The following is an 18,121-nucleotide window of genomic DNA, read 5'->3' as shown; positions in this document are numbered from 1 at the left end:
TTTTTTTGTGCGCCGAGAGAGCCCTATGCCAACCCTGAACGACATCCGATCGACCTTTCTGAACTACTTTGAAAAACAGGGGCATGAGGTCGTGGCGTCCAGCCCGCTGGTGCCGCGCAACGACCCGACGCTGATGTTCGTCAATTCGGGCATGGTGCAGTTCAAGAACCTGTTCACCGGCCTGGAAACACGTGACTACAAGCGCGCCACCACGGCGCAGAAATGTGTACGTGCCGGCGGCAAGCACAACGATCTCGACAATGTGGGTTACACCGCGCGCCACCATACATTCTTCGAGATGTTGGGGAACTTCTCGTTCGGTGATTACTTCAAACGCGAAGCGATCCCGTTCGCGTGGGAATTGATCACCAGGGAATTCGGGATCGACAAGAACCGCCTGCTGACAACGGTCTATCATACCGATGACGAGGCGTTTGAAATCTGGAAAAAGGTCGGTGTTCCCGAAGACCGGATCATCCGCATCGCCACCAGCGACAATTTCTGGCAGATGGGTCCGACCGGCCCCTGCGGCCCGTGTACCGAAATCTTTTATGATCATGGCGACCACATCTGGGGTGGTCCTCCGGGCTCTGCCGAAGAGGACGGCGATCGGTTCATTGAAATCTGGAACGTCGTCTTCATGCAAAACGAGCAGTTCGAAGACGGCTCGATGGTGGAACTCGACATGCAGTCGATCGATACGGGCATGGGGCTCGAGCGGATCGGCGCATTGTTGCAGGGCAGCCATGACAACTATGACACCGATCTGTTCAAGGCACTGATCGAGGCCTCGGCCGATGCGACTGGCGTGGATCCTTACGGGGATCAGAACGTACACCACCGTGTGATCGCGGACCACCTGCGTTCGACTTCGTTCCTGATTGCGGATGGCGTGATGCCCAGCAATGATGGCCGCGGTTATGTTCTGCGCCGCATCATGCGTCGTGCCATGCGTCATGCGCATCTGTTGGGTGCCAAGGATCCGGTCATGCACCGGCTTGTCCCGTCATTGGTACAACAGATGGGCGGTCACTATGCCGAGTTGACCCAGGCACAGCCATTGATCGAAGAGACCTTGTTGCTTGAAGAAACCCGCTTCAAGCAGACGCTGGACCGGGGGTTGAGGCTGCTGGACGATGAGGTGTCCGGCCTTTCCGAGGGTGCGCCTTTGTCCGGTGAAGCGGCTTTCAAACTGTATGACACTTACGGTTTCCCACTGGACCTGACGCAGGATGCGCTGCGTGAAAAAGGCCGGACAGTAGACACCGAAGGCTTTGAAACGGCGATGGCCGAACAAAAGGCCAAGGCGCGGGCTGCCTGGGCCGGGTCAGGTGAAGCCGCGGATCAGGCGGTTTGGTTCGATGTTCTGGACAGCGCCGGGGCGACCGACTTCCTTGGTTATGACACCGAGAAAGCCGAAGCTCAGGTTGCGGCACTGGTTGTCGACGGTGCCTTGGTTGACAAGATCGACGCGGGCAGCACCGGCTGGGTCGTGGTGAACCAGACGCCGTTCTACGGCGAAGCTGGTGGCCAGGTGGGCGATACTGGCGAGATGCGGCGCCTTGAAGATCGCGATCACCTCAGCCGGGTGGAGGACACCAGAAAATTCGCCGATGGGAAGGTCTATGCACATAAGGTGACGGTTGTCAGCGGTGCCGTGTCAAAAGGCGATGCTGTCGAGCTGGAAGTCGATCACGCACGCCGCACTGCAATCCGGGCCAACCACTCGGCCACGCACCTGCTGCATGAAGCGCTGCGGGAAACGCTGGGCGACCATGTGGCGCAGCGCGGTTCGCTGAATGCGGCGGATCGTCTGCGGTTCGACTTCAGCCATTCCAAAGCGCTGAGCCTGGAGGAAATCCAGAAGATCGAACGTGAGGTGAACGACTTCATCCGCCAGAACTCGGCCGTCGAGACACGGGTCATGACACCAGATGACGCGCGCAAACTGGGCGCGCAGGCACTGTTCGGCGAGAAATACGGTGACGAGGTGCGTGTTGTCTCGATGGGCAAGGCACCGACGGGCAAGGGCCATGATGGCGAAACCTGGTCGATCGAACTGTGCGGCGGTACTCATGTGCGTCAGACGGGTGACATCGGCACCTTTGTCATCCTGGGCGACAGCGCAAGCAGTGCCGGCGTGCGCCGCATCGAGGCACTGACCGGGGATGAAGCGTTCCGTTACCTTTCGGCACAGGATCACCGTCTTGCGCAGGTGGCGTCGGAACTGAAGGCGCAGCCGGATGATGTGGTGGCACGCGTGAAAAGCCTGCTGGAGGAACGCAAGTCATTGCAGAACGAAGTGGCTCAACTGCGTCGAGATCTGGCGATGGCCGGCGGGAGCGGGCAGGGCGGCGGTGCCGAAGCGCGTGATGTGAACGGCGTGAAGTTCATAGCGCAGGCCCTCAGCGGCGTGTCCGGCAAGGATCTTCCGGCATTGATCGACGAACACAAGGCGCGTCTTGGGTCGGGGGCGGTACTGCTCATCGCGGATACCGGAGGCAAGGCCGCGGTTGCGGCTGGCGTCACCGAAGACCTGACAGGAACCGTTTCGGCGGTCGACCTGGTCAAGGCCGCCGTGGTGGAATTGGGCGGCAAGGGCGGCGGCGGCCGCCCGGACATGGCCCAGGGCGGTGGTCGGGATGCGTCGAACGCGGATTCGGCGATCAAGGCCGCAGAACAGGTTTTGGGAGGATAAGATGGCTGCACTCTGGATTGCGCATGTGACGGTGACCGATGCCGAGGCGTATGGAAAATATGCGGAACTGGCCGGGCCAGCCATTGCCAAGCACGGGGGTACTTTCATCGCCCGTGCGGCGCGTTACGTTCAGTTGGAAGGCAAGGAACGGCCACGCAACGTGGTTGCCCGTTTCCCGTCGCTCGAAGCAGCCGTCGAATGCTACAACTCGGATGATTATCAGCAAGCATTGAGTCATGCGCGCGACGCCAGTGAACGTGAGTTGGTCGTGGTTGAAATCACGGAGTGAACGTCAGGTTTCACGGCTTGTAGCGCGGTTTACCCGGTAAACGGGCAGCGAATAGGCAATCATTGGCTTATGCCACGATCGGTCAGGGAAACTCAGCCCGCAAATATGGGCTGAGTTTATTATTTTATAATTTCAATTGCTTATCAGGCCGCGCTGTTGCGGATATGCGCGGTTTGCGCCTGAATTGTGGCTGCGCCACCCAAATTCTTGCGCAAAAAGGTCAGATTGACGGACGAATTTCCGCCCTTTTTCCCCTTCATCTTTTTAGGTGATTGCCTAGGTGGGTTTGTTCGCGGATAGTTTCACGAATCGGAATGCGACCCTGTTTGACGTGCAATCGTGCGAAAAACATCGGATTGGGGTACAGGCATGAAGCACTTTATAATTCTGGCCAGGCAGCTTGGCGCCAAACTTCTGCCAGTTTCAGCGCGGGTCGCTGGCATCAGTGTTTTGAGCATCTGTGCCATTACCATGACCCCTGCTGCGCATGCGTCTGGGAACGGGTTTATCCCAAGTGTTGCGTCTTCACCGCCTCCGTCCGGAGCCGCCAACTTGTGCGCTCAATACAATTGGGCCTGTGCAGGAAAGCGATCCGTGTCCATGTCCAGCCAGCAAGAACTGAAGGTTGTCGAACAGATAAACCGGCGTGTGAACAGATCGACGCGTGAAGTCACCGATCAATCTCAGTATAAAACGACCGAGCGTTGGGCGCTTCCGACGGCCAGGGGCGGCGATTGCGAAGACTTCGTGCTGTTGAAGAAAAGGGATTTGATCCATGCCGGCGTCGATCCAAGCAAACTCTTGATCGCTACTGTTCTGGACACGCGCCGAGTGCCTCATGCGGTGCTGGTGTACCGCTCTTCAAACGGTGATTTGGTTTTGGACAACCTCACAAACCGTATCAAACCCTGGACAGCGACGCGGTACCTGTTTCTTCGCATGCAAGACCCGAACCGGCCCGGACGTTGGGTGGGTGTTTACGGGCATAGCTGAGGAAAACTGAAAACTTTTTTGAGAAAGTGAAAACCGGTGCAATCGAATCTTGCACCGGTATTTTTGCTTCCAAATCAGAAGGTTTCGCCTTCACCTTCACCTTCACCTTCACCTTCACCTTCACCTTCACCTTCACCTTCGCCGCCGCCTTCACCTTCGCCGCCGCCTTCACCTTCGCCGCCGCCTTCACCTTCGCCGCCGCCTTCACCTTCGCCGCCGCCTTCGCCTTCGCCGCCGCCTTCGCCTTCGCCGCCGCCTTCACCTTCTCCGCCGCCTTCGCCTTCGCCGCCGCCTTCGCCTTCGCCGCCACCTTCGCCTTCGCCGCCAGTGCCGCCACCTTCACCGCCAGTGCCACCGCCTCCAGCGCCTGTGGTGCCAGTTCCACCACCTGAACCACCGCCGCCACCGAAAGCCGGGCTGCTGTCGACAGTCTCATCAGACGGACCATCTCCGGACCGTTGATCACTTGCGCCGATCGATGCCGTGGGAAAATCAGAAAGCAAATCTGCAAGTGGTGTGCATTCAGCTCCGACTCGCGCCAGAATTTGATCGAAATCGTGCCGGCGTTGAATGTACCGGATCATACCCGATGTCACCGCGTCGCACTCACATAACACCTGTGCGGAAGCTGCGGATTGTCTGGCTGTTTGAACGGTACATGTCCCGGCTGCGAAAGCTTCGCCCGCAGGCGAAAACAAAAACGTCGTAGCAACAAAAAACAGCGGGATATTGCGGGACCGGATACCCATTTGGAACTCCTCGAAACTCGATACTTTACTACGTGTTCATATGAACCACCGAAGCGAGGGTGTTTATGAACGACGTCACACAACTGGCATATTTTCACCTTAAACGGGTCTCAATCACAATATGTGGGCCGGGGGAGTGGTGAAGAATTAATGCAACCGGAAGCAGAAAGCCGCCTGTTATCAAAAGAAAACCGGGCGCAGTGCCCGGTTGTCCATTTTTCATCTTTTGTCCGTTTGGACGCAAAATTGCCACACTTGGGCAATTGTTTCTGATCGCGACGGTGGTCTGCCCGGAAAATCAGGCCGACTTGGCCATCCGCTTGCGCTCGTGCGGATCAAGATAACGCTTGCGCAAGCGCACCGCATTCGGTGTGACTTCGACCAGTTCATCGTCGTCAATATAGGCAATTGCCTCTTCCAGCGAGAATTGAACATGCGGTGTCAGGCGAACCGCATCGTCCGAGCCACTGGCGCGTACGTTTGTCAGTTTCTTGCCCTTCAGCGGGTTCACTTCCAGATCATTGTCACGAGAATGCTCGCCAATCACCATGCCTTGATAGACATCCGTTTGAGGGCCGACAAACATCCGGCCCCGCTCCTCCAGGTTCCACAGGGCGTAAGCGACGGCCTGACCGTTCTCCATCGAGATCAGAACGCCGGCCCGGCGGCCCGGGATCGGGCCTTTGTGCGGCGCCCAGCCATGGAACACGCGGTTCAGAACGCCTGTGCCGCGGGTGTCAGTCAGGAATTCGCCGTGATAGCCGATCAGACCACGGGACGGTACATGCGCGATGATGCGGGTCTTGCCGGCCCCAGCGGGGCGCATCTCGACCAACTCACCTTTGCGCGCCCCTGTGATCTTTTCGATCACCGAGCCCGAGTATTCATCATCCACGTCGATGGTGACTTCTTCGATGGGTTCCAGACGCTGTCCGTTTTCTTCGCGGAACAGAACCTGGGGGCGCGAAATGCTGAGCTCGAACCCTTCGCGACGCATGTTCTCGATCAGAACACCCATCTGCAATTCGCCGCGGCCGGCGACCTCGAAAGCCTCGCCGCCGGGTGTGTCGGTGACGCGGATCGCGACATTTGATTCGGCTTCTTTCATCAGGCGATCACGGATGACGCGCGACTGAACCTTCTTGCCGTCACGACCGGCCAGCGGAGAATCATTGATGCCAAAAGTTACGGTGATCGTCGGCGGGTCGATGGGCTGTGCAGGCAGGGCTTCTTCGACCTGCGGAGCAACCAGAGAATCCGCCACGGTGGCTTTGCTCATGCCGGCGATGGTGACGATGTCACCGGCTTCGGCCACATCGATAGGTTGCTGTGCCAGCCCACGGAATGCCAATATTTTTGAGGCGCGAAAGTTTTCGATCAACGATCCATCGCGGCTCAGGGCTTTCAGGCTGTCGCCAGCCTTCAATGTGCCGCTTTCCACACGACCGGTCAGAATGCGGCCGATGAAAGGATCGCTGCCCAAAGTGGTGGCCAGCATCCGGAACGGCTCACCCTTATGCGCGATCTGTTTCGGGGCAGGAACGTGATCGACGATCAGATCAAACAGGGCGCTCAGGTCCTTGCGGGGGCCGTCCAGCTCCATATCCGCCCAGCCGGAGCGGCCCGAGGCATACATGGCCGGGAAATCCAATTGATCATCATCGGCACCGAGGTTGGCAAACAGATCAAAGCATTCATCCAGTGCGCGGTCAGGTTCCGCGTCCGGTTTGTCGACCTTGTTCAGAACCACGATCGGGCGCAGGCCCAGCGCCAGGGCTTTCGACGTCACGAATTTGGTCTGCGGCATCGGGCCTTCGGCGGCGTCAACCAGCAGGACAACGCCATCGACCATGCTGAGGATACGCTCGACCTCACCACCGAAATCGGCGTGGCCCGGCGTGTCGACGATGTTGATGCGCGTGTCTTTCCATTCGACCGAAGTTGCCTTGGCCAGAATGGTGATACCACGTTCGCGTTCCAGGTCGTTGCTGTCCATGGCGCGTTCCGCCACGGCCTGGTTTTCCCGGAACGCGCCGGATTGTTTGAGCAGCTCATCCACCAGGGTCGTCTTGCCGTGGTCCACGTGAGCGATGATTGCGATATTGCGCAGGTCCATGAGAGGTCAGCCTTTGAACGGGAAGTTGCCGCGCGCATAGCGCGGCGCGACAAAATATACCAGCCCTAACCGTGGATCAGTGGCCGGCAGTCTTGGAAAAGAGGTGAATGATCAGGATTCCGGACAAGATCAACGTCAACCCCAGGATCGCAGGCCAATCCAGCTTTTGGCCGAACACGATGAATCCGATCACGGCGATCAGAAAGATGCCCAGACCTGACCAGATTGCATAGACAATGCCGACAGGCATGTATTTCAGCGTCAGCGCCATGAGGTAAAATGCGACTCCGTACCCCATGACCACAAGGACGGACGGCCAGAACCGCGTGAATTGTTGACTGGCCTGCAAGGCCGTGGTGCCAATGGTTTCCGCAACAACAGCCAGCATCAGATACAGATAGGCTTGGGGCATTTTGATCCTCGAAACAGGAAAGATACCCCGCGTTGAGCATGAAACCGAAGGAGTGGACAAGGCAATTTTGGGTCTGAAGATGGAAGAAAACCACCTGAGGTCAGGTATACCTGACTATTCAGAGAATCGAATTAGTGTAATGTTCTCAGCGTATTTTAGGATTTGTTATTGAGTATTGAGTTATGACGACATTTTCGAAATCCGTGATATTTGCTGCGGGTCTGATAGTGGCGATTGGGTGGCTTGCTGACGGGGGGTCCGTCGAAGTTGAAGCAGCCAACATGGTTGAACAGTTTGATGGTAGTAGTGTTTTTTAAGCGCCACGTAGAGCTTAGCAGGGAAAAAGGAGCCGTCGGGCTCCTTTTTTCTTTTCCGTCTAGTGATGTACAGCCTCGACGCTTTGGAAATGTGCTGCCAGTTGCGGCTGCAGCCAATCCCACAGCCGAGGAGAACCTGCTGCAATCGCAGGCTGAACGCGTGCCTCAAGCTGGGCATATGTAACCTTGTAATCGACCCACGACCCGCCACCGGTTTCCAGATTGGCGACAGGTGTCTGAAAACGATCAACGGCTTTGGCGAACCTGGCGTCCGGGCTGTCTGCCGCTTCAAACTCGTGCCACAGTGTCGTGAAGGTGCTGCATTGCGTGTCGGGCAGCAGCCCGAACAAACGCTTGGCCGCCGCTTGTTCCTTGGCTGCTTGCGCTGCGTGGTCGACCTGCCCGTGGATCGGATTGTCGCCCGCGTCGATTTCGACGATATCGTGCAGCAGCAGCATTTGAAGGACCCGATCAACACTGATCTCTGGGGGCGCATTTTCAGCCAGAACCCAGGCGTAGAGCATGATGTGCCACGAGTGTTCTGCCGAGTTTTCGAAACGATCTCCCGCCATCAACCGCGAGGCGCGGAGAACGGATTTCAACTGATCGGCTTCGGTCAGAAACGCCAGCCGTGTCGTAAACGCGTTGGCCTTCGTATCTGCACCAGCCAGCAGGTTTGCGGCGTGCTCGTAGGCCAGTGGAAAAACCTCTGCCAGATAGGCGGCGCGACCGCCTTCGAGATTTGAGCGCGCTATGTCCACGTGGTCCGGATCGGGGTTCGGGGCACACAGAACCTGAAACAGCGGCTGACACCGATCCAGAACTTTTGCAAACCGGGCGTCGGCGGTCTGATCCTCCTCGAATTCACGCCACAAAGCGTGGAGGGCATCAGCCTGATCCCCTGGCAACAGCCCAAACAGATCTTTGGCTGCGGCTTGCTCAGCCTCGGCAACCGAGTTCCAATCGGTTTCAAGATGAATGGGGTGGTCGCCGACGATGATCTCAACCAGGTCATGCAGCAACAGCATGCGGATGACCCGATCAATCGAGACATCCGACCCTGCCAACGGGGCCATGACCAGGGCCCACAAGGCCAGATGCCAGCTGTGCTCCGCGGAATTCTCGGGTCTGGACTGGTCAAGCAGAACATTTGCCCGCTCGACCATTTTCAGTTCGTCGGCCCGTTTCAGAAATGCGATTTGCGCCGACAAACGGTCGGTCATTGTTTTTCGATCGCTTTCTGCTTCGCACGATGCGCAGACAAGCGTTTGATCACGAACTGCCTGGCTTTCCGCTCCGCCAGCCGAACACGAATTTCCGTCAGAAACGCCTCTTCCAGAGACTGAGACGCAGCCCCGAGCACTTCTCCAACTTCGACGAAGAACCTGTCTTCGCCTGTCTCATCCATAACCTTCATCGTATCTTCGGCCAGTTTGGCGGCAAGAGATGTGATGGTGTCGGACATCAGCGGGTGTTCTCGGTCAGGCGGCGTTTCACATAGTCGCTGACATTGGTGATCAGCGTGTCCATGTGACGATCCTGAAAGAAGTGGTCCGCACCTTCCACTTCGGTGTGCGTGATGGTGATTCCCTTTTGCTCGTGCAGCTTGTTCACCAGCGAGGTCGTGTCAGCCGGAGGCGCCACCCTGTCAGCCGTGCCGTTGATGATCAGGCCGGAAGACGGGCAGGGGGCAAGGAACGAAAAGTCGTACATGTTTGCAGGGGGCGATACACTGATGAATCCCGTGATTTCAGGGCGGCGCATCAGCAGTTGCATACCGATCCACGCACCGAACGAGAAACCTGCGACCCAGCAGTGTTTCGAATTGTTGTTCATCGATTGCAGGTAGTCCAGCGCCGACGCCGCATCGCTCAGCTCGCCCACGCCCTGATCGTATTCGCCCTGGCTGCGACCGACGCCGCGAAAATTGAAGCGCAACACGGTGAAGCCCATGTTGTAGAAGGCATAGTGCAGGTTGTAGACCACCTTGTTGTTCATGGTCCCGCCGAACTGAGGGTGCGGGTGAAGCACGATGGCGATCGGTGCGTCTTTTTCCTTTTGCGGGTGGTAGCGGCCTTCCAGGCGGCCTTCGGGTCCGGGAAAAATCACCTCGGGCATGTGTGCTTTGGTCCTGTCTTTTTCGTACAGATGCCCGGATATACTTGACGATAATCGTCGGGCACCTTAGAACGGTTCTAATTGCATTGCATGGCGCTTTTCTGCGCTGTCAGTCGGAGATACGCACTGGCAACGTCGGCGTCAATGATTTCGCGCAAATCCTGCTGAAAGGGGACATGGAATGAAGCTGTCGACCAAAGGGCGTTACGCAATGGTCGCTCTGGCGGATATTGCGCTTCAGCCGACGGAACGACTGGTAACGCTCGGGGAAATCTCCGAGCGGCAGGACATCTCATTGCCATATCTCGAGCAGCTCTTCGTCAAACTGCGCCGGGCGAACTTGGTGTCCTCCGTGCGTGGGCCCGGCGGCGGGTATCGACTGGCGCGCCCGGCATCCGAAATTCGCGTTGTCGAGATTCTGGCGGCCGTGGACGAAACCGTTGATGCGCTGCAAAAAGGGGCAGGTGCGTCCGGGGCTTCGTCCGGCAGCCGCGCACAATCGTTGACCAATCGGCTTTGGGAAAGTCTCAGCGCGCATGTCTATGTGTTCCTGCATCAAACCCGGTTGTCGGATGTGATCAAGAACGACCTCGCCCCATGCCCGGCCGTGCCGAGCCTGTTCTCTGTCGTAGATGAATGATCTGAGCGGGCGAGGTAAGGAATGAAGTCTGTCGGCAAAAAGATGTATCCATGAAACGTTTTTATCTGGATCACAATGCAACAACGCCGCTGCGCCCCGAAGCAAGGGACGCGATGATTGCGGCGATGGATGTCTGCGGCAACCCCTCGTCGGTTCATGCGGAAGGTCGGGCCGCCAAAGCTCTGATCGAGCGTGCTCGGGCTCAGGTTGCATCGGCCTTTGGGGCGGATGGAGCGGATATCGTCTTTACCTCTGGTTCAACCGAAGGCGCGGCGCTGGCATTGTCGGGGCGCAAATTGCACGGCGCGGCGATTGAGCATGACGCGGTAAGAGCCTGGATCAAAGAGGATCTTTCGGTTTCCGAGGCCGGAGACGTGCAGGTGACCGCACCTGAAACGTCGACGTTGCAACTGGCAAACTCTGAGACGGGGATTGTTCAAACATTGCCGCCCGGTCTGGCCGTGACAGACGCCACACAGGCTTTTGGCAAGTTGCCTGTCGCGTTCAACTGGATGAATGCGCAGATGGCCTTGATTTCCGCCCATAAACTGGGCGGCCCAAAGGGTGTCGGTGCCGTTGTGATGCATCGCGGAACCGATCTGGCGGCGCAGATCAAAGGGGGCGGTCAGGAAATGGGCCGCAGGTCAGGAACCGAAAATGTCATTGGTATCGCGGGGTTCGGCGCCGCAGCTGAAGCTGCTGCACGGGATCTGGCCAATGGCGTTTGGGAGCAGATCGAAGAATTTAGAAATATTCTAGAAAACGCTCTTGAGGCTGCTGTAAAATCACCTATTTTTGTCGGGAAAGGGCGGCAACGCCTGCCAAACACCCTGTGTTTTGCTGTGCCCGGTTGGAAGGGGGAAACCCAGGTCATGCAGATGGACCTGTCGGGTTTTGCCGTCAGTGCGGGCTCTGCCTGTTCCAGCGGCAAGGTTCGTGCCAGCGCGGTGCTTACCGCAATGGGATTTGACGAGGAAACTGCCAGCAGCGCAATCCGCGTGTCGCTGGGACCTCGGACAACGGAAGAAGATGTGCTGCGTTTCGCCGAGACGTGGCTTGAGAAAGAGAAAAAGCATCGCGCGCGGGCCGCGTGATCTGACGGAGGGCAAGTCATGGCCGCTTTGGACCAGACCCAGGTTAAAGAAGGTGTCGATCAGGAAACCGTGGATGCGGTGCGCGAGGCCGGAACCTACAAATACGGCTGGGAAACTGACATTGAGATGGAGTACGCGCCGAAAGGTGTGAACCCTGACATCGTCCGACTGATCTCGGAAAAGAATGAAGAACCGGAATGGATGACCGAGTGGCGTCTGGCCGCGTTTGAGCGCTGGACCAAGATGGAAGAACCGAAATGGGCCATGGTCACCTATCCCGAGATCGATTTTCAGAACCAGTATTACTATGCCCGTCCGAAATCGATGGAAGAAAAGCCAAAGTCCTTGGATGAGGTCGATCCCAAGCTGTTGGCCACATACGAAAAGCTGGGTATCCCACTGAAAGAACAGATGATTTTGGCTGGCGTCGAAGGTGCTGAAGACGCACCGGCCGAGGGCCGCAAGGTTGCTGTCGACGCGGTTTTTGACTCGGTTTCGGTTGGCACGACTTTTCAGGCCGAACTGAAGAAAGCCGGCGTGATCTTCTGTTCGATTTCAGAAGCGATCAAGGAACATCCTGAACTGGTCAAAAAGTACCTGGGCACTGTGGTTCCGGTGTCGGACAACTTTTATGCGACACTGAATTCGGCCGTGTTTTCGGATGGGTCATTCGTCTACATTCCGCCCGGTGTCCGCTGCCCGATGGAGCTGAGCACCTATTTTCGCATCAACGCCGAAAACACCGGCCAGTTCGAACGAACATTGATCATCGCGGACAAAGGCTCGTACGTGTCCTATCTGGAAGGCTGCACCGCGCCCCAGCGCGACACCGCGCAGTTGCACGCAGCCGTGGTCGAGATCATCGTCGAGGAAGACGCCGAGGTGAAATACTCGACCGTCCAGAACTGGTTCCCCGGGGATGAGAACGGCAAGGGCGGCATCTACAACTTCGTGACCAAACGTGCCGACTGCCGGGGCGACAGGTCCAAGGTGATGTGGACGCAGGTCGAAACCGGCTCGGCCGTGACGTGGAAATACCCGTCCTGCATTCTGCGCGGCAACGAAAGCCAGGGTGAGTTCTATTCGATCGCGATTGCCAACAACTATCAGCAGGCCGATACCGGCACCAAGATGGTCCATCTGGGCAAGAACACCAAGTCGCGCATCGTGTCCAAGGGCATCAGCGCAGGCAAAGCACAGAACACCTATCGCGGTCTGGTTTCGATGCATCCGAAGGCCAAGGACAGCCGCAACTATACCCAATGCGACAGTTTGCTGATCGGCGACAAATGCGGGGCACATACGGTTCCGTATATCGAGGTCAAGAACAACTCGTCCCGGGTTGAGCATGAGGCGACGACATCCAAGGTGGATGACGATCAGCTGTTCTACTGCCGTCAGCGCGGCATGGACGAAGAAGAGGCCGTGGCCTTGGTGGTCAACGGGTTCTGCAAGGACGTTCTGCAAGCACTGCCGATGGAGTTCGCCATGGAAGCGCAGCAATTGGTGGCAATCTCGCTGGAAGGGTCGGTTGGCTGATGACGCGGGCGTCACGAAACGGCATCCGGAAAGAGGACGTGCTGACCTGGCTGGGGTACGCGTTGCCGGTTCTGGGCGGTCTGCTGGGTATGGCTTACGTCAACATCAACCACATGGAATTCATCAACCCGGTTTGGGCGGTTGGCGGAGGGGCGATCCTGGGTTGGATCGTCGCGCGGCTGATCCGCAAGTTTCTGGGATAGGAAGGTTTCGGGGCCACGGTGCCCCTTGCGATACGCAAAAGGATAAAAAATGCTGGAAATCAAGAATCTGCACGTGAAGCTTGAAGAAGAAGACAAGCAGATCCTCAAGGGTGTGGACCTGACGGTTGAGGCCGGCAAGGTACACGCGATCATGGGGCCGAACGGGTCAGGCAAGTCAACACTCAGCTATGTGCTGTCGGGCCGCGACGGGTACGAAGTGACCGAGGGTTCTGCCACGCTGGATGGCGAGGACCTGCTGGAGATGGAACCGGAAGAGCGCGCCGCTGCTGGCGTATTTCTGGCGTTCCAGTACCCCGTGGAAATTCCGGGCGTGGGCAACATGACTTTCCTGCGCACCGCCGTAAATGCTCAGCGCAAGGCGCGTGGTGAGGACGAGTTGTCCGCGGCGGATTTCCTCAAGGAAGTGCGTGCCAAAGCCAAGACGTTGAAGATCGACGCGGATATGCTCAAGCGTCCGGTCAATGTGGGCTTCTCGGGTGGCGAGAAAAAGCGCAATGAAATCCTGCAAATGGCTATGCTGGAACCCAAGATGTGCATCATGGACGAAACCGACTCGGGTCTGGATGTGGACGCGATGAAGCTGGTCGCCGAAGGTGTGAATGCCCTGCGCGATGAAGATCGTGGGTTCCTGGTCATCACCCATTACCAGCGCCTGCTGGATCACATCAAACCCGACGTCGTGCACATCATGGCTGATGGCCGTATTGTCAAGACCGGTGGCCCCGAACTGGCGCTTGAGGTTGAAAACAACGGTTATGCCGATATTCTTGCCGAGGTGAACTGATGGCCTTGCCCGAAGTCAAACAATCCGCAACCGAGGCCCGGCTGTCTGCCTTGATCATGCCCGATGCGGGCTGCACCCGCGCCGCGCGCGAAGACGCGCTGGCGCGTGTTCTGGAAACCGGTCTGCCCGGACGGCGTGACGAATATTGGAAATACACTCAACCGGATACGCTTGTCTCGCCAGACGCGCCTCCGGCGGCGGTGTTTGCCGATGATGAGCCGTTGATGTTCAGCGAGCTCGACCGGCTGAACATCGTCTTCGTGGACGGTGAATTCAGTGCCGAAGAGTCGGACGACCTGTCGCTGGAAGGCGTGACCATCGACCGGCTCGAGGATATCTGCTGCAAGGACATTCATTGGGCGAAAGACCTGTATGGCGTACTTGAAGCGCGCGGTCAGTCCCCGGTCCAGCGCCCGTTGGCGGCGTTGAACACGGCCTTTGCGTCGGATGGTGTGGCGATTCACGTTACTGGCAAACCGTCCAAACCGATCAACCTGATCTATCGTCATGCGTCGCCGGTCTCGGATGCGATCCTGCATCATGTCGTTCGTGTGGAAAGCGGGGCCGAGGCCACCATTCTGGAAACCGGCCCGGCTGCGTCACGCTTCAACAAATGCATGGAGATCGACATTGCCGACAAGGGCACGCTGCACCATGTGCGCGCGCAGGGCAGGGACCATGAACGCCGGGCCGCGACGCATATGTTCACCCGTCTGGGCACGGAATCGGTCTACAAGTCCTTCACTTTGACCGTGAACGGCGTGCTGACCCGCAATGAGCAGGTCGTCGAGCTGACCGGCGATGACGCGGTCGCCCATGTGGCCGGGGCCTGTGTTGGCGATGGCGACTTCCATCATGACGACACGGTCTTCATCACCCATGACGCGGTAAACTGCGAAAGCCGGCAGGTGTTCAAGAAAGTGCTGCGCAACGGGGCGACCGGCGTGTTCCAGGGCAAGATCCTGGTCAAGGAAGGCGCCCAGAAGACAGACGGTTACCAGATCAGCCAATCGCTGCTTCTGGACGGTGACAGCCAGTTCCTCGCCAAGCCCGAGCTTGAGATCTATGCCGATGACGTGGCGTGTTCGCATGGTTCGACCTCGGGTGCGATCGACGAAACCGCGCTGTTCTATCTGCGGTCCCGTGGCGTGCCGGTCAAGGATGCGACCAACATGCTGACTTTGGCCTTTCTTGCCGAAGCAGTGGATGAGATCGAAGACAGCGCCTTGACGGACGAGATCGTAAGCCGTCTGGAAGGGTGGCTGGCGCGTCGTGGCTGATGGCTGTCTCGTCTGACATACTGGCCACATACCGGGGGCCGGGGCGCGTGGTGCACCGGCTTCTAGAAATGGGTCAGCGGGAAGACAGGGCGCTGGTGTTTGTCATGGCCTTTTGCGTGGTGGCCTTTGTTGCGCAAATGCCCAGCCTTGCCCGCAAAGCGCATATTGAAGGTGTCGAGCTGAACATGCTTCTGGGCGGTGCCTTGCTGGGGTCGGTGTTCATATTGCCGTTGTTTTTCTATACGCTGGCGCTGGTTTCCTATTGGGCGGCGCGGATGGCGGGCGGGCAGGGCACAGCCTATGGCGCACGACTGGCCCTGTTCTGGGCGTTGTTGGCATCCGCCCCCCTGGTCTTGTTGAATGGTCTGGTTGCCGGGTTCATCGGGCCCGGGCCCGCTTTGACAATTGTGGGTGTCGCCTGGGTTGCTGTTTTTGTCTGGTTCTGGTTATCCGGTCTGAGACAAGTACAAAGGTCCGCTGCATGACGATCAATTCCCTTGGCGCTCTGGCGGTTCTGACGATCAGAAGCCCCGACCAAGCCGCCCGCCAGCTGTTGTCCCTGAAGCCGGGGCGGGAAGGTTTGTGGTTGGCCTTTGCGCTGGCAGTGGTTCTGAACTGTCTCGTGCAGTTGGGCATCGATTTGTCGGTCCCCGTGCCGCAGGGTCAAATCGCACCGCCACCCGAAAGTATCCCCGTTGTTTTGCTGCGGTCCGCCGGAGCAATGCTGCTGAGCATCCTCGCGTTCTTCGTCGTCGGAAAAGCGATAGGCGGCAAAGCAAGCTTTGACGATCTGATGGTCCTGACAGTGTGGTTGCAGTTCCTGCAAATCGTTGCCCTGGTCATGACCCTTGTTCTAAGCCTGACGATGCCGTTTCTGATGATGATGATGCTGTTCGCGACGGCGATCCTGAGCCTTTACATCACGCTTCATTTCCTGAACGAAGCGCATCAATTCGGATCCCTTTGGAAATCCTTCGCCGTAATTCTGTTGTCAGCCCTGATTGCGGTTCCCTTCGTCCTGTATTTAACACCGGCCGCGCCTGTCTAGGAAAACCGTATCATGTATGATGTGCAGAAAATTCGCTCTGACTTTCCGATCCTGTCACGTCAGGTGAATGGCAAGCCGCTGACCTATCTGGACAACGGTGCGTCGGCTCAGAAGCCTCAGGTCGTCATCGATGCGGTGACCCGTGCCTATTCCGAAGAGTATTCGAATGTTCACCGTGGATTGCACTATCTGTCCAATCTGTCGACCGAGAAATACGAAGCCGTTCGCGGCATCATCGCCCGTTTCCTGGGGGCATCGAACGAGGATGAGATCGTTCTGAATTCCGGAACGACCGAAGGAATAAATCTTGTTGCCTATGGCTGGGCCATGCCGCGCCTCGAAGCCGGGGATGAGATCGTCCTGAGCGTCATGGAGCATCACGCCAACATCGTGCCCTGGCATTTCCTGCGGGAACGGCAGGGCGTCGTTCTGAAGTGGGTGGATGTGGACGCTGACGGAGGGCTGGATCCCCAGGCGGTGATCGATGCGATCGGCCCAAAAACCAAACTTGTGGCCGTGACGCAATGTTCCAATGTTCTGGGTACTGTCGTGGATGTCAAAGCCATCACCGAAGGTGCACATGCCAGGGGCGTTCCGGTGCTGGTTGATGGCAGTCAGGGCGCGGTGCATATGCCGGTGAACGTTCAAGACATCGGTTGCGACTTTTACGCCATCACCGGCCACAAGCTGTATGGCCCGTCGGGGTCGGGTGCGATCTACATCAAGTCCGAACGCATGGCCGAGATGCGCCCCTTTATCGGTGGCGGTGACATGATCAAAGAGGTCAGCAAGGATCAGGTGATCTACAACGATCCGCCTATGAAGTTCGAGGCCGGAACACCCGGCATTGTCCAAACCATCGGCCTGGGCGTTGCGCTGGAATACATGATGGATTTGGGAATGGAAAACATTGCCGCCCATGAATCCGGCTTGCGGGACTATGCGATGCAGCGCCTGAACGGTCTCAACTGGCTTCAGGTTCAGGGCACGCGGCCAGACAAGGCAGCCATCTTCAGCTTTACGCTGGACGGGGCCGGCCATGCGCATGATGTATCCACCATTCTGGACAAAAAAGGCGTTGCCGTCCGCGCCGGGCATCACTGCGCAGGCCCGCTTATGGATCATCTGGGTGTCACGGCGACCTGTCGTGCCAGCTTCGGTCTGTATAACACGACGGATGAGGTCGACACGCTGATCGAAGCGCTTGAATTGGCGCATGATCTTTTCGCCTGATTTTGGTTTCAAAGAGGGTGCAACAATCACGATTTTCAGTTGCACCCGGATTGGAACAAGGTTAGCTAACGGCCAAGGCACCTGTAGCTCAGCTGGATAGAGCGCTGCCCTCCGAAGGCAGAGGCCAGAGGTTCGAATCCTCTCAGGTGCGCCACCATCGCCATATTTCTAAGGTTTGTTGGGAAAAACAGCCGCTTCTGTACCACATTTGCAGGAGTTTAAGTGCCACATGGCTATCGTGATGAAGATCAAATATCTCGACAAACTCAAGGAAGGCTTCAGGTTCAAACGAAGGTTCCCTAAGGACGTTGCTCAGATCACCGGACAGGAATTCTTTCAGGCTCGTTTCGCTGTGAAGGAAGACGGGCCTGCTCTGCTCCGAGAACATGCCGCCTTGCCGAGTATGAAAAACGCGATCAGCAGCGCCTTGCGCTTTGGAAGAACAGAATCTCGGGTCAATAAAGCATCCTTTTTGATTCAGGCAGCACCCTTGAGGCCCTAGGTCAGTGTTTGGAGGATCGTGTTCAGGGGTGCGTGTGGTGTTCCGGGCTGCAATCCTTTTCGAAAGCCCCGAACAAGATCGAGAC

The 18,121-nt window shown here is 57.6% G+C and carries 19 protein-coding genes and 1 tRNA gene; 14 read left to right on the top strand and 6 right to left on the bottom strand.

What is annotated here, in order from left to right; translation table 11 throughout:
* Positions 1–25 precede the first annotated feature (25 nt).
* The 3 genes from alaS (at position 26) to NOR97_RS07785 (ending at position 3,980) form a co-directional block, all read left to right on the top strand.
* On the top strand, positions 26–2,698 hold the full coding sequence (gene alaS / locus NOR97_RS07795; protein WP_170344226.1) for an alanine--tRNA ligase: 2,673 nt from the start codon (positions 26–28) through the stop codon (positions 2,696–2,698).
* A gap of 1 nt (position 2,699) precedes the next feature.
* The gene (locus tag NOR97_RS07790; protein WP_170344227.1) at positions 2,700–2,987 is read left to right on the top strand and encodes a DUF1330 domain-containing protein; all 288 of its coding nucleotides are present in this window, start codon (positions 2,700–2,702) and stop codon (positions 2,985–2,987) included.
* 369 nt (positions 2,988–3,356) lie between these two features.
* A complete protein-coding gene (locus NOR97_RS07785) occupies positions 3,357–3,980 on the top strand; it encodes a transglutaminase-like cysteine peptidase (protein ID WP_306979872.1) in 624 nt (207 codons plus the stop codon).
* On the opposite strand, the gene NOR97_RS07780 is transcribed toward NOR97_RS07785, so the two are convergent.
* From NOR97_RS07780 to NOR97_RS07755, 6 genes are all read right to left on the bottom strand, one after another.
* Positions 3,889–4,416: a hypothetical protein gene (locus tag NOR97_RS07780; RefSeq protein ID WP_257600897.1), complete on the bottom strand. Its 528-nt coding sequence runs from the start codon at positions 4,414–4,416 to the stop codon at positions 3,889–3,891. The two genes, NOR97_RS07785 and NOR97_RS07780, sit on opposite strands and share 92 nt — an antisense overlap.
* Positions 4,417–5,027: 611 nt before the next feature.
* The gene (typA, locus tag NOR97_RS07775) at positions 5,028–6,845 is read right to left on the bottom strand and encodes a translational GTPase TypA (protein ID WP_170344229.1); all 1,818 of its coding nucleotides are present in this window, start codon (positions 6,843–6,845) and stop codon (positions 5,028–5,030) included.
* A 76-nt stretch (positions 6,846–6,921) separates the two neighbouring features.
* Positions 6,922–7,257 (bottom strand): multidrug efflux SMR transporter, encoded by a 336-nt coding sequence (locus NOR97_RS07770; protein ID WP_257600757.1) that lies wholly within the window; start codon positions 7,255–7,257, stop codon positions 6,922–6,924.
* Between the two features lie 376 nt (positions 7,258–7,633).
* Complete coding sequence (locus NOR97_RS07765; protein ID WP_257600756.1) at positions 7,634–8,797, bottom strand: HD domain-containing protein; 1,164 nt, start codon at positions 8,795–8,797, stop codon at positions 7,634–7,636.
* Entirely contained in the window at positions 8,794–9,039 is a 246-nt protein-coding gene (locus tag NOR97_RS07760) for a hypothetical protein (RefSeq protein WP_152458018.1), read from the bottom strand. Before NOR97_RS07760 ends, NOR97_RS07765 begins: the two co-directional genes overlap by 4 nt.
* On the bottom strand, positions 9,039–9,692 hold the full coding sequence (locus tag NOR97_RS07755) for an alpha/beta hydrolase (protein WP_152458017.1): 654 nt from the start codon (positions 9,690–9,692) through the stop codon (positions 9,039–9,041). The genes NOR97_RS07760 and NOR97_RS07755 overlap by 1 nt, the downstream gene beginning before the upstream one ends.
* Positions 9,693–9,873: 181 nt before the next feature.
* Between NOR97_RS07755 and NOR97_RS07750 the strand changes: the two genes are divergently transcribed.
* From NOR97_RS07750 to NOR97_RS07700, 11 genes are all read left to right on the top strand, one after another.
* Positions 9,874–10,332, top strand: a complete 459-nt coding sequence (locus NOR97_RS07750; protein ID WP_170344232.1) for an Rrf2 family transcriptional regulator — start codon at positions 9,874–9,876, stop codon at positions 10,330–10,332.
* Positions 10,333–10,382: 50 nt separating this feature from the next.
* Positions 10,383–11,426 (top strand): cysteine desulfurase family protein, encoded by a 1,044-nt coding sequence (locus tag NOR97_RS07745; RefSeq protein ID WP_257600755.1) that lies wholly within the window; start codon positions 10,383–10,385, stop codon positions 11,424–11,426.
* 18 nt (positions 11,427–11,444) lie between these two features.
* A complete protein-coding gene (gene sufB / locus NOR97_RS07740; protein WP_170344235.1) occupies positions 11,445–12,965 on the top strand; it encodes a Fe-S cluster assembly protein SufB in 1,521 nt (506 codons plus the stop codon).
* A complete protein-coding gene (locus tag NOR97_RS07735) occupies positions 12,965–13,168 on the top strand; it encodes a hypothetical protein (protein ID WP_170344237.1) in 204 nt (67 codons plus the stop codon). Before sufB ends, NOR97_RS07735 begins: the two co-directional genes overlap by 1 nt.
* A 49-nt stretch (positions 13,169–13,217) precedes the next feature.
* On the top strand, positions 13,218–13,973 hold the full coding sequence (gene sufC / locus NOR97_RS07730) for a Fe-S cluster assembly ATPase SufC (protein ID WP_257600754.1): 756 nt from the start codon (positions 13,218–13,220) through the stop codon (positions 13,971–13,973).
* The gene (locus NOR97_RS07725) at positions 13,973–15,253 is read left to right on the top strand and encodes a SufD family Fe-S cluster assembly protein (RefSeq protein WP_257600753.1); all 1,281 of its coding nucleotides are present in this window, start codon (positions 13,973–13,975) and stop codon (positions 15,251–15,253) included. The genes sufC and NOR97_RS07725 overlap by 1 nt, the downstream gene beginning before the upstream one ends.
* Positions 15,253–15,738 carry a YIP1 family protein gene (locus NOR97_RS07720; RefSeq protein WP_170344241.1) on the top strand — a complete coding sequence of 162 codons (486 nt, stop codon included), beginning with the start codon at positions 15,253–15,255 and terminating at the stop codon, positions 15,736–15,738. The genes NOR97_RS07725 and NOR97_RS07720 overlap by 1 nt, the downstream gene beginning before the upstream one ends.
* Positions 15,735–16,301: a YIP1 family protein gene (locus NOR97_RS07715; RefSeq protein WP_171168083.1), complete on the top strand. Its 567-nt coding sequence runs from the start codon at positions 15,735–15,737 to the stop codon at positions 16,299–16,301. Before NOR97_RS07720 ends, NOR97_RS07715 begins: the two co-directional genes overlap by 4 nt.
* A 12-nt stretch (positions 16,302–16,313) precedes the next feature.
* Entirely contained in the window at positions 16,314–17,534 is a 1,221-nt protein-coding gene (locus NOR97_RS07710) for a cysteine desulfurase (protein WP_257600752.1), read from the top strand.
* A 77-nt stretch (positions 17,535–17,611) separates the two neighbouring features.
* Positions 17,612–17,688 (top strand) — tRNA-Arg (locus tag NOR97_RS07705).
* A gap of 75 nt (positions 17,689–17,763) precedes the next feature.
* Positions 17,764–18,036 (top strand): hypothetical protein, encoded by a 273-nt coding sequence (locus NOR97_RS07700; protein ID WP_257600751.1) that lies wholly within the window; start codon positions 17,764–17,766, stop codon positions 18,034–18,036.
* Positions 18,037–18,121: the final 85 nt, after the last annotated feature.

It is taken from the genome of Ruegeria sp. YS9, assembly GCF_024628725.1.
Taxonomy (GTDB): domain Bacteria; phylum Pseudomonadota; class Alphaproteobacteria; order Rhodobacterales; family Rhodobacteraceae; genus Ruegeria; species Ruegeria atlantica_C.
Note: the sequence above shows the minus strand (reverse complement) of the source record. Positions and strands in the feature narration are given on the sequence as shown.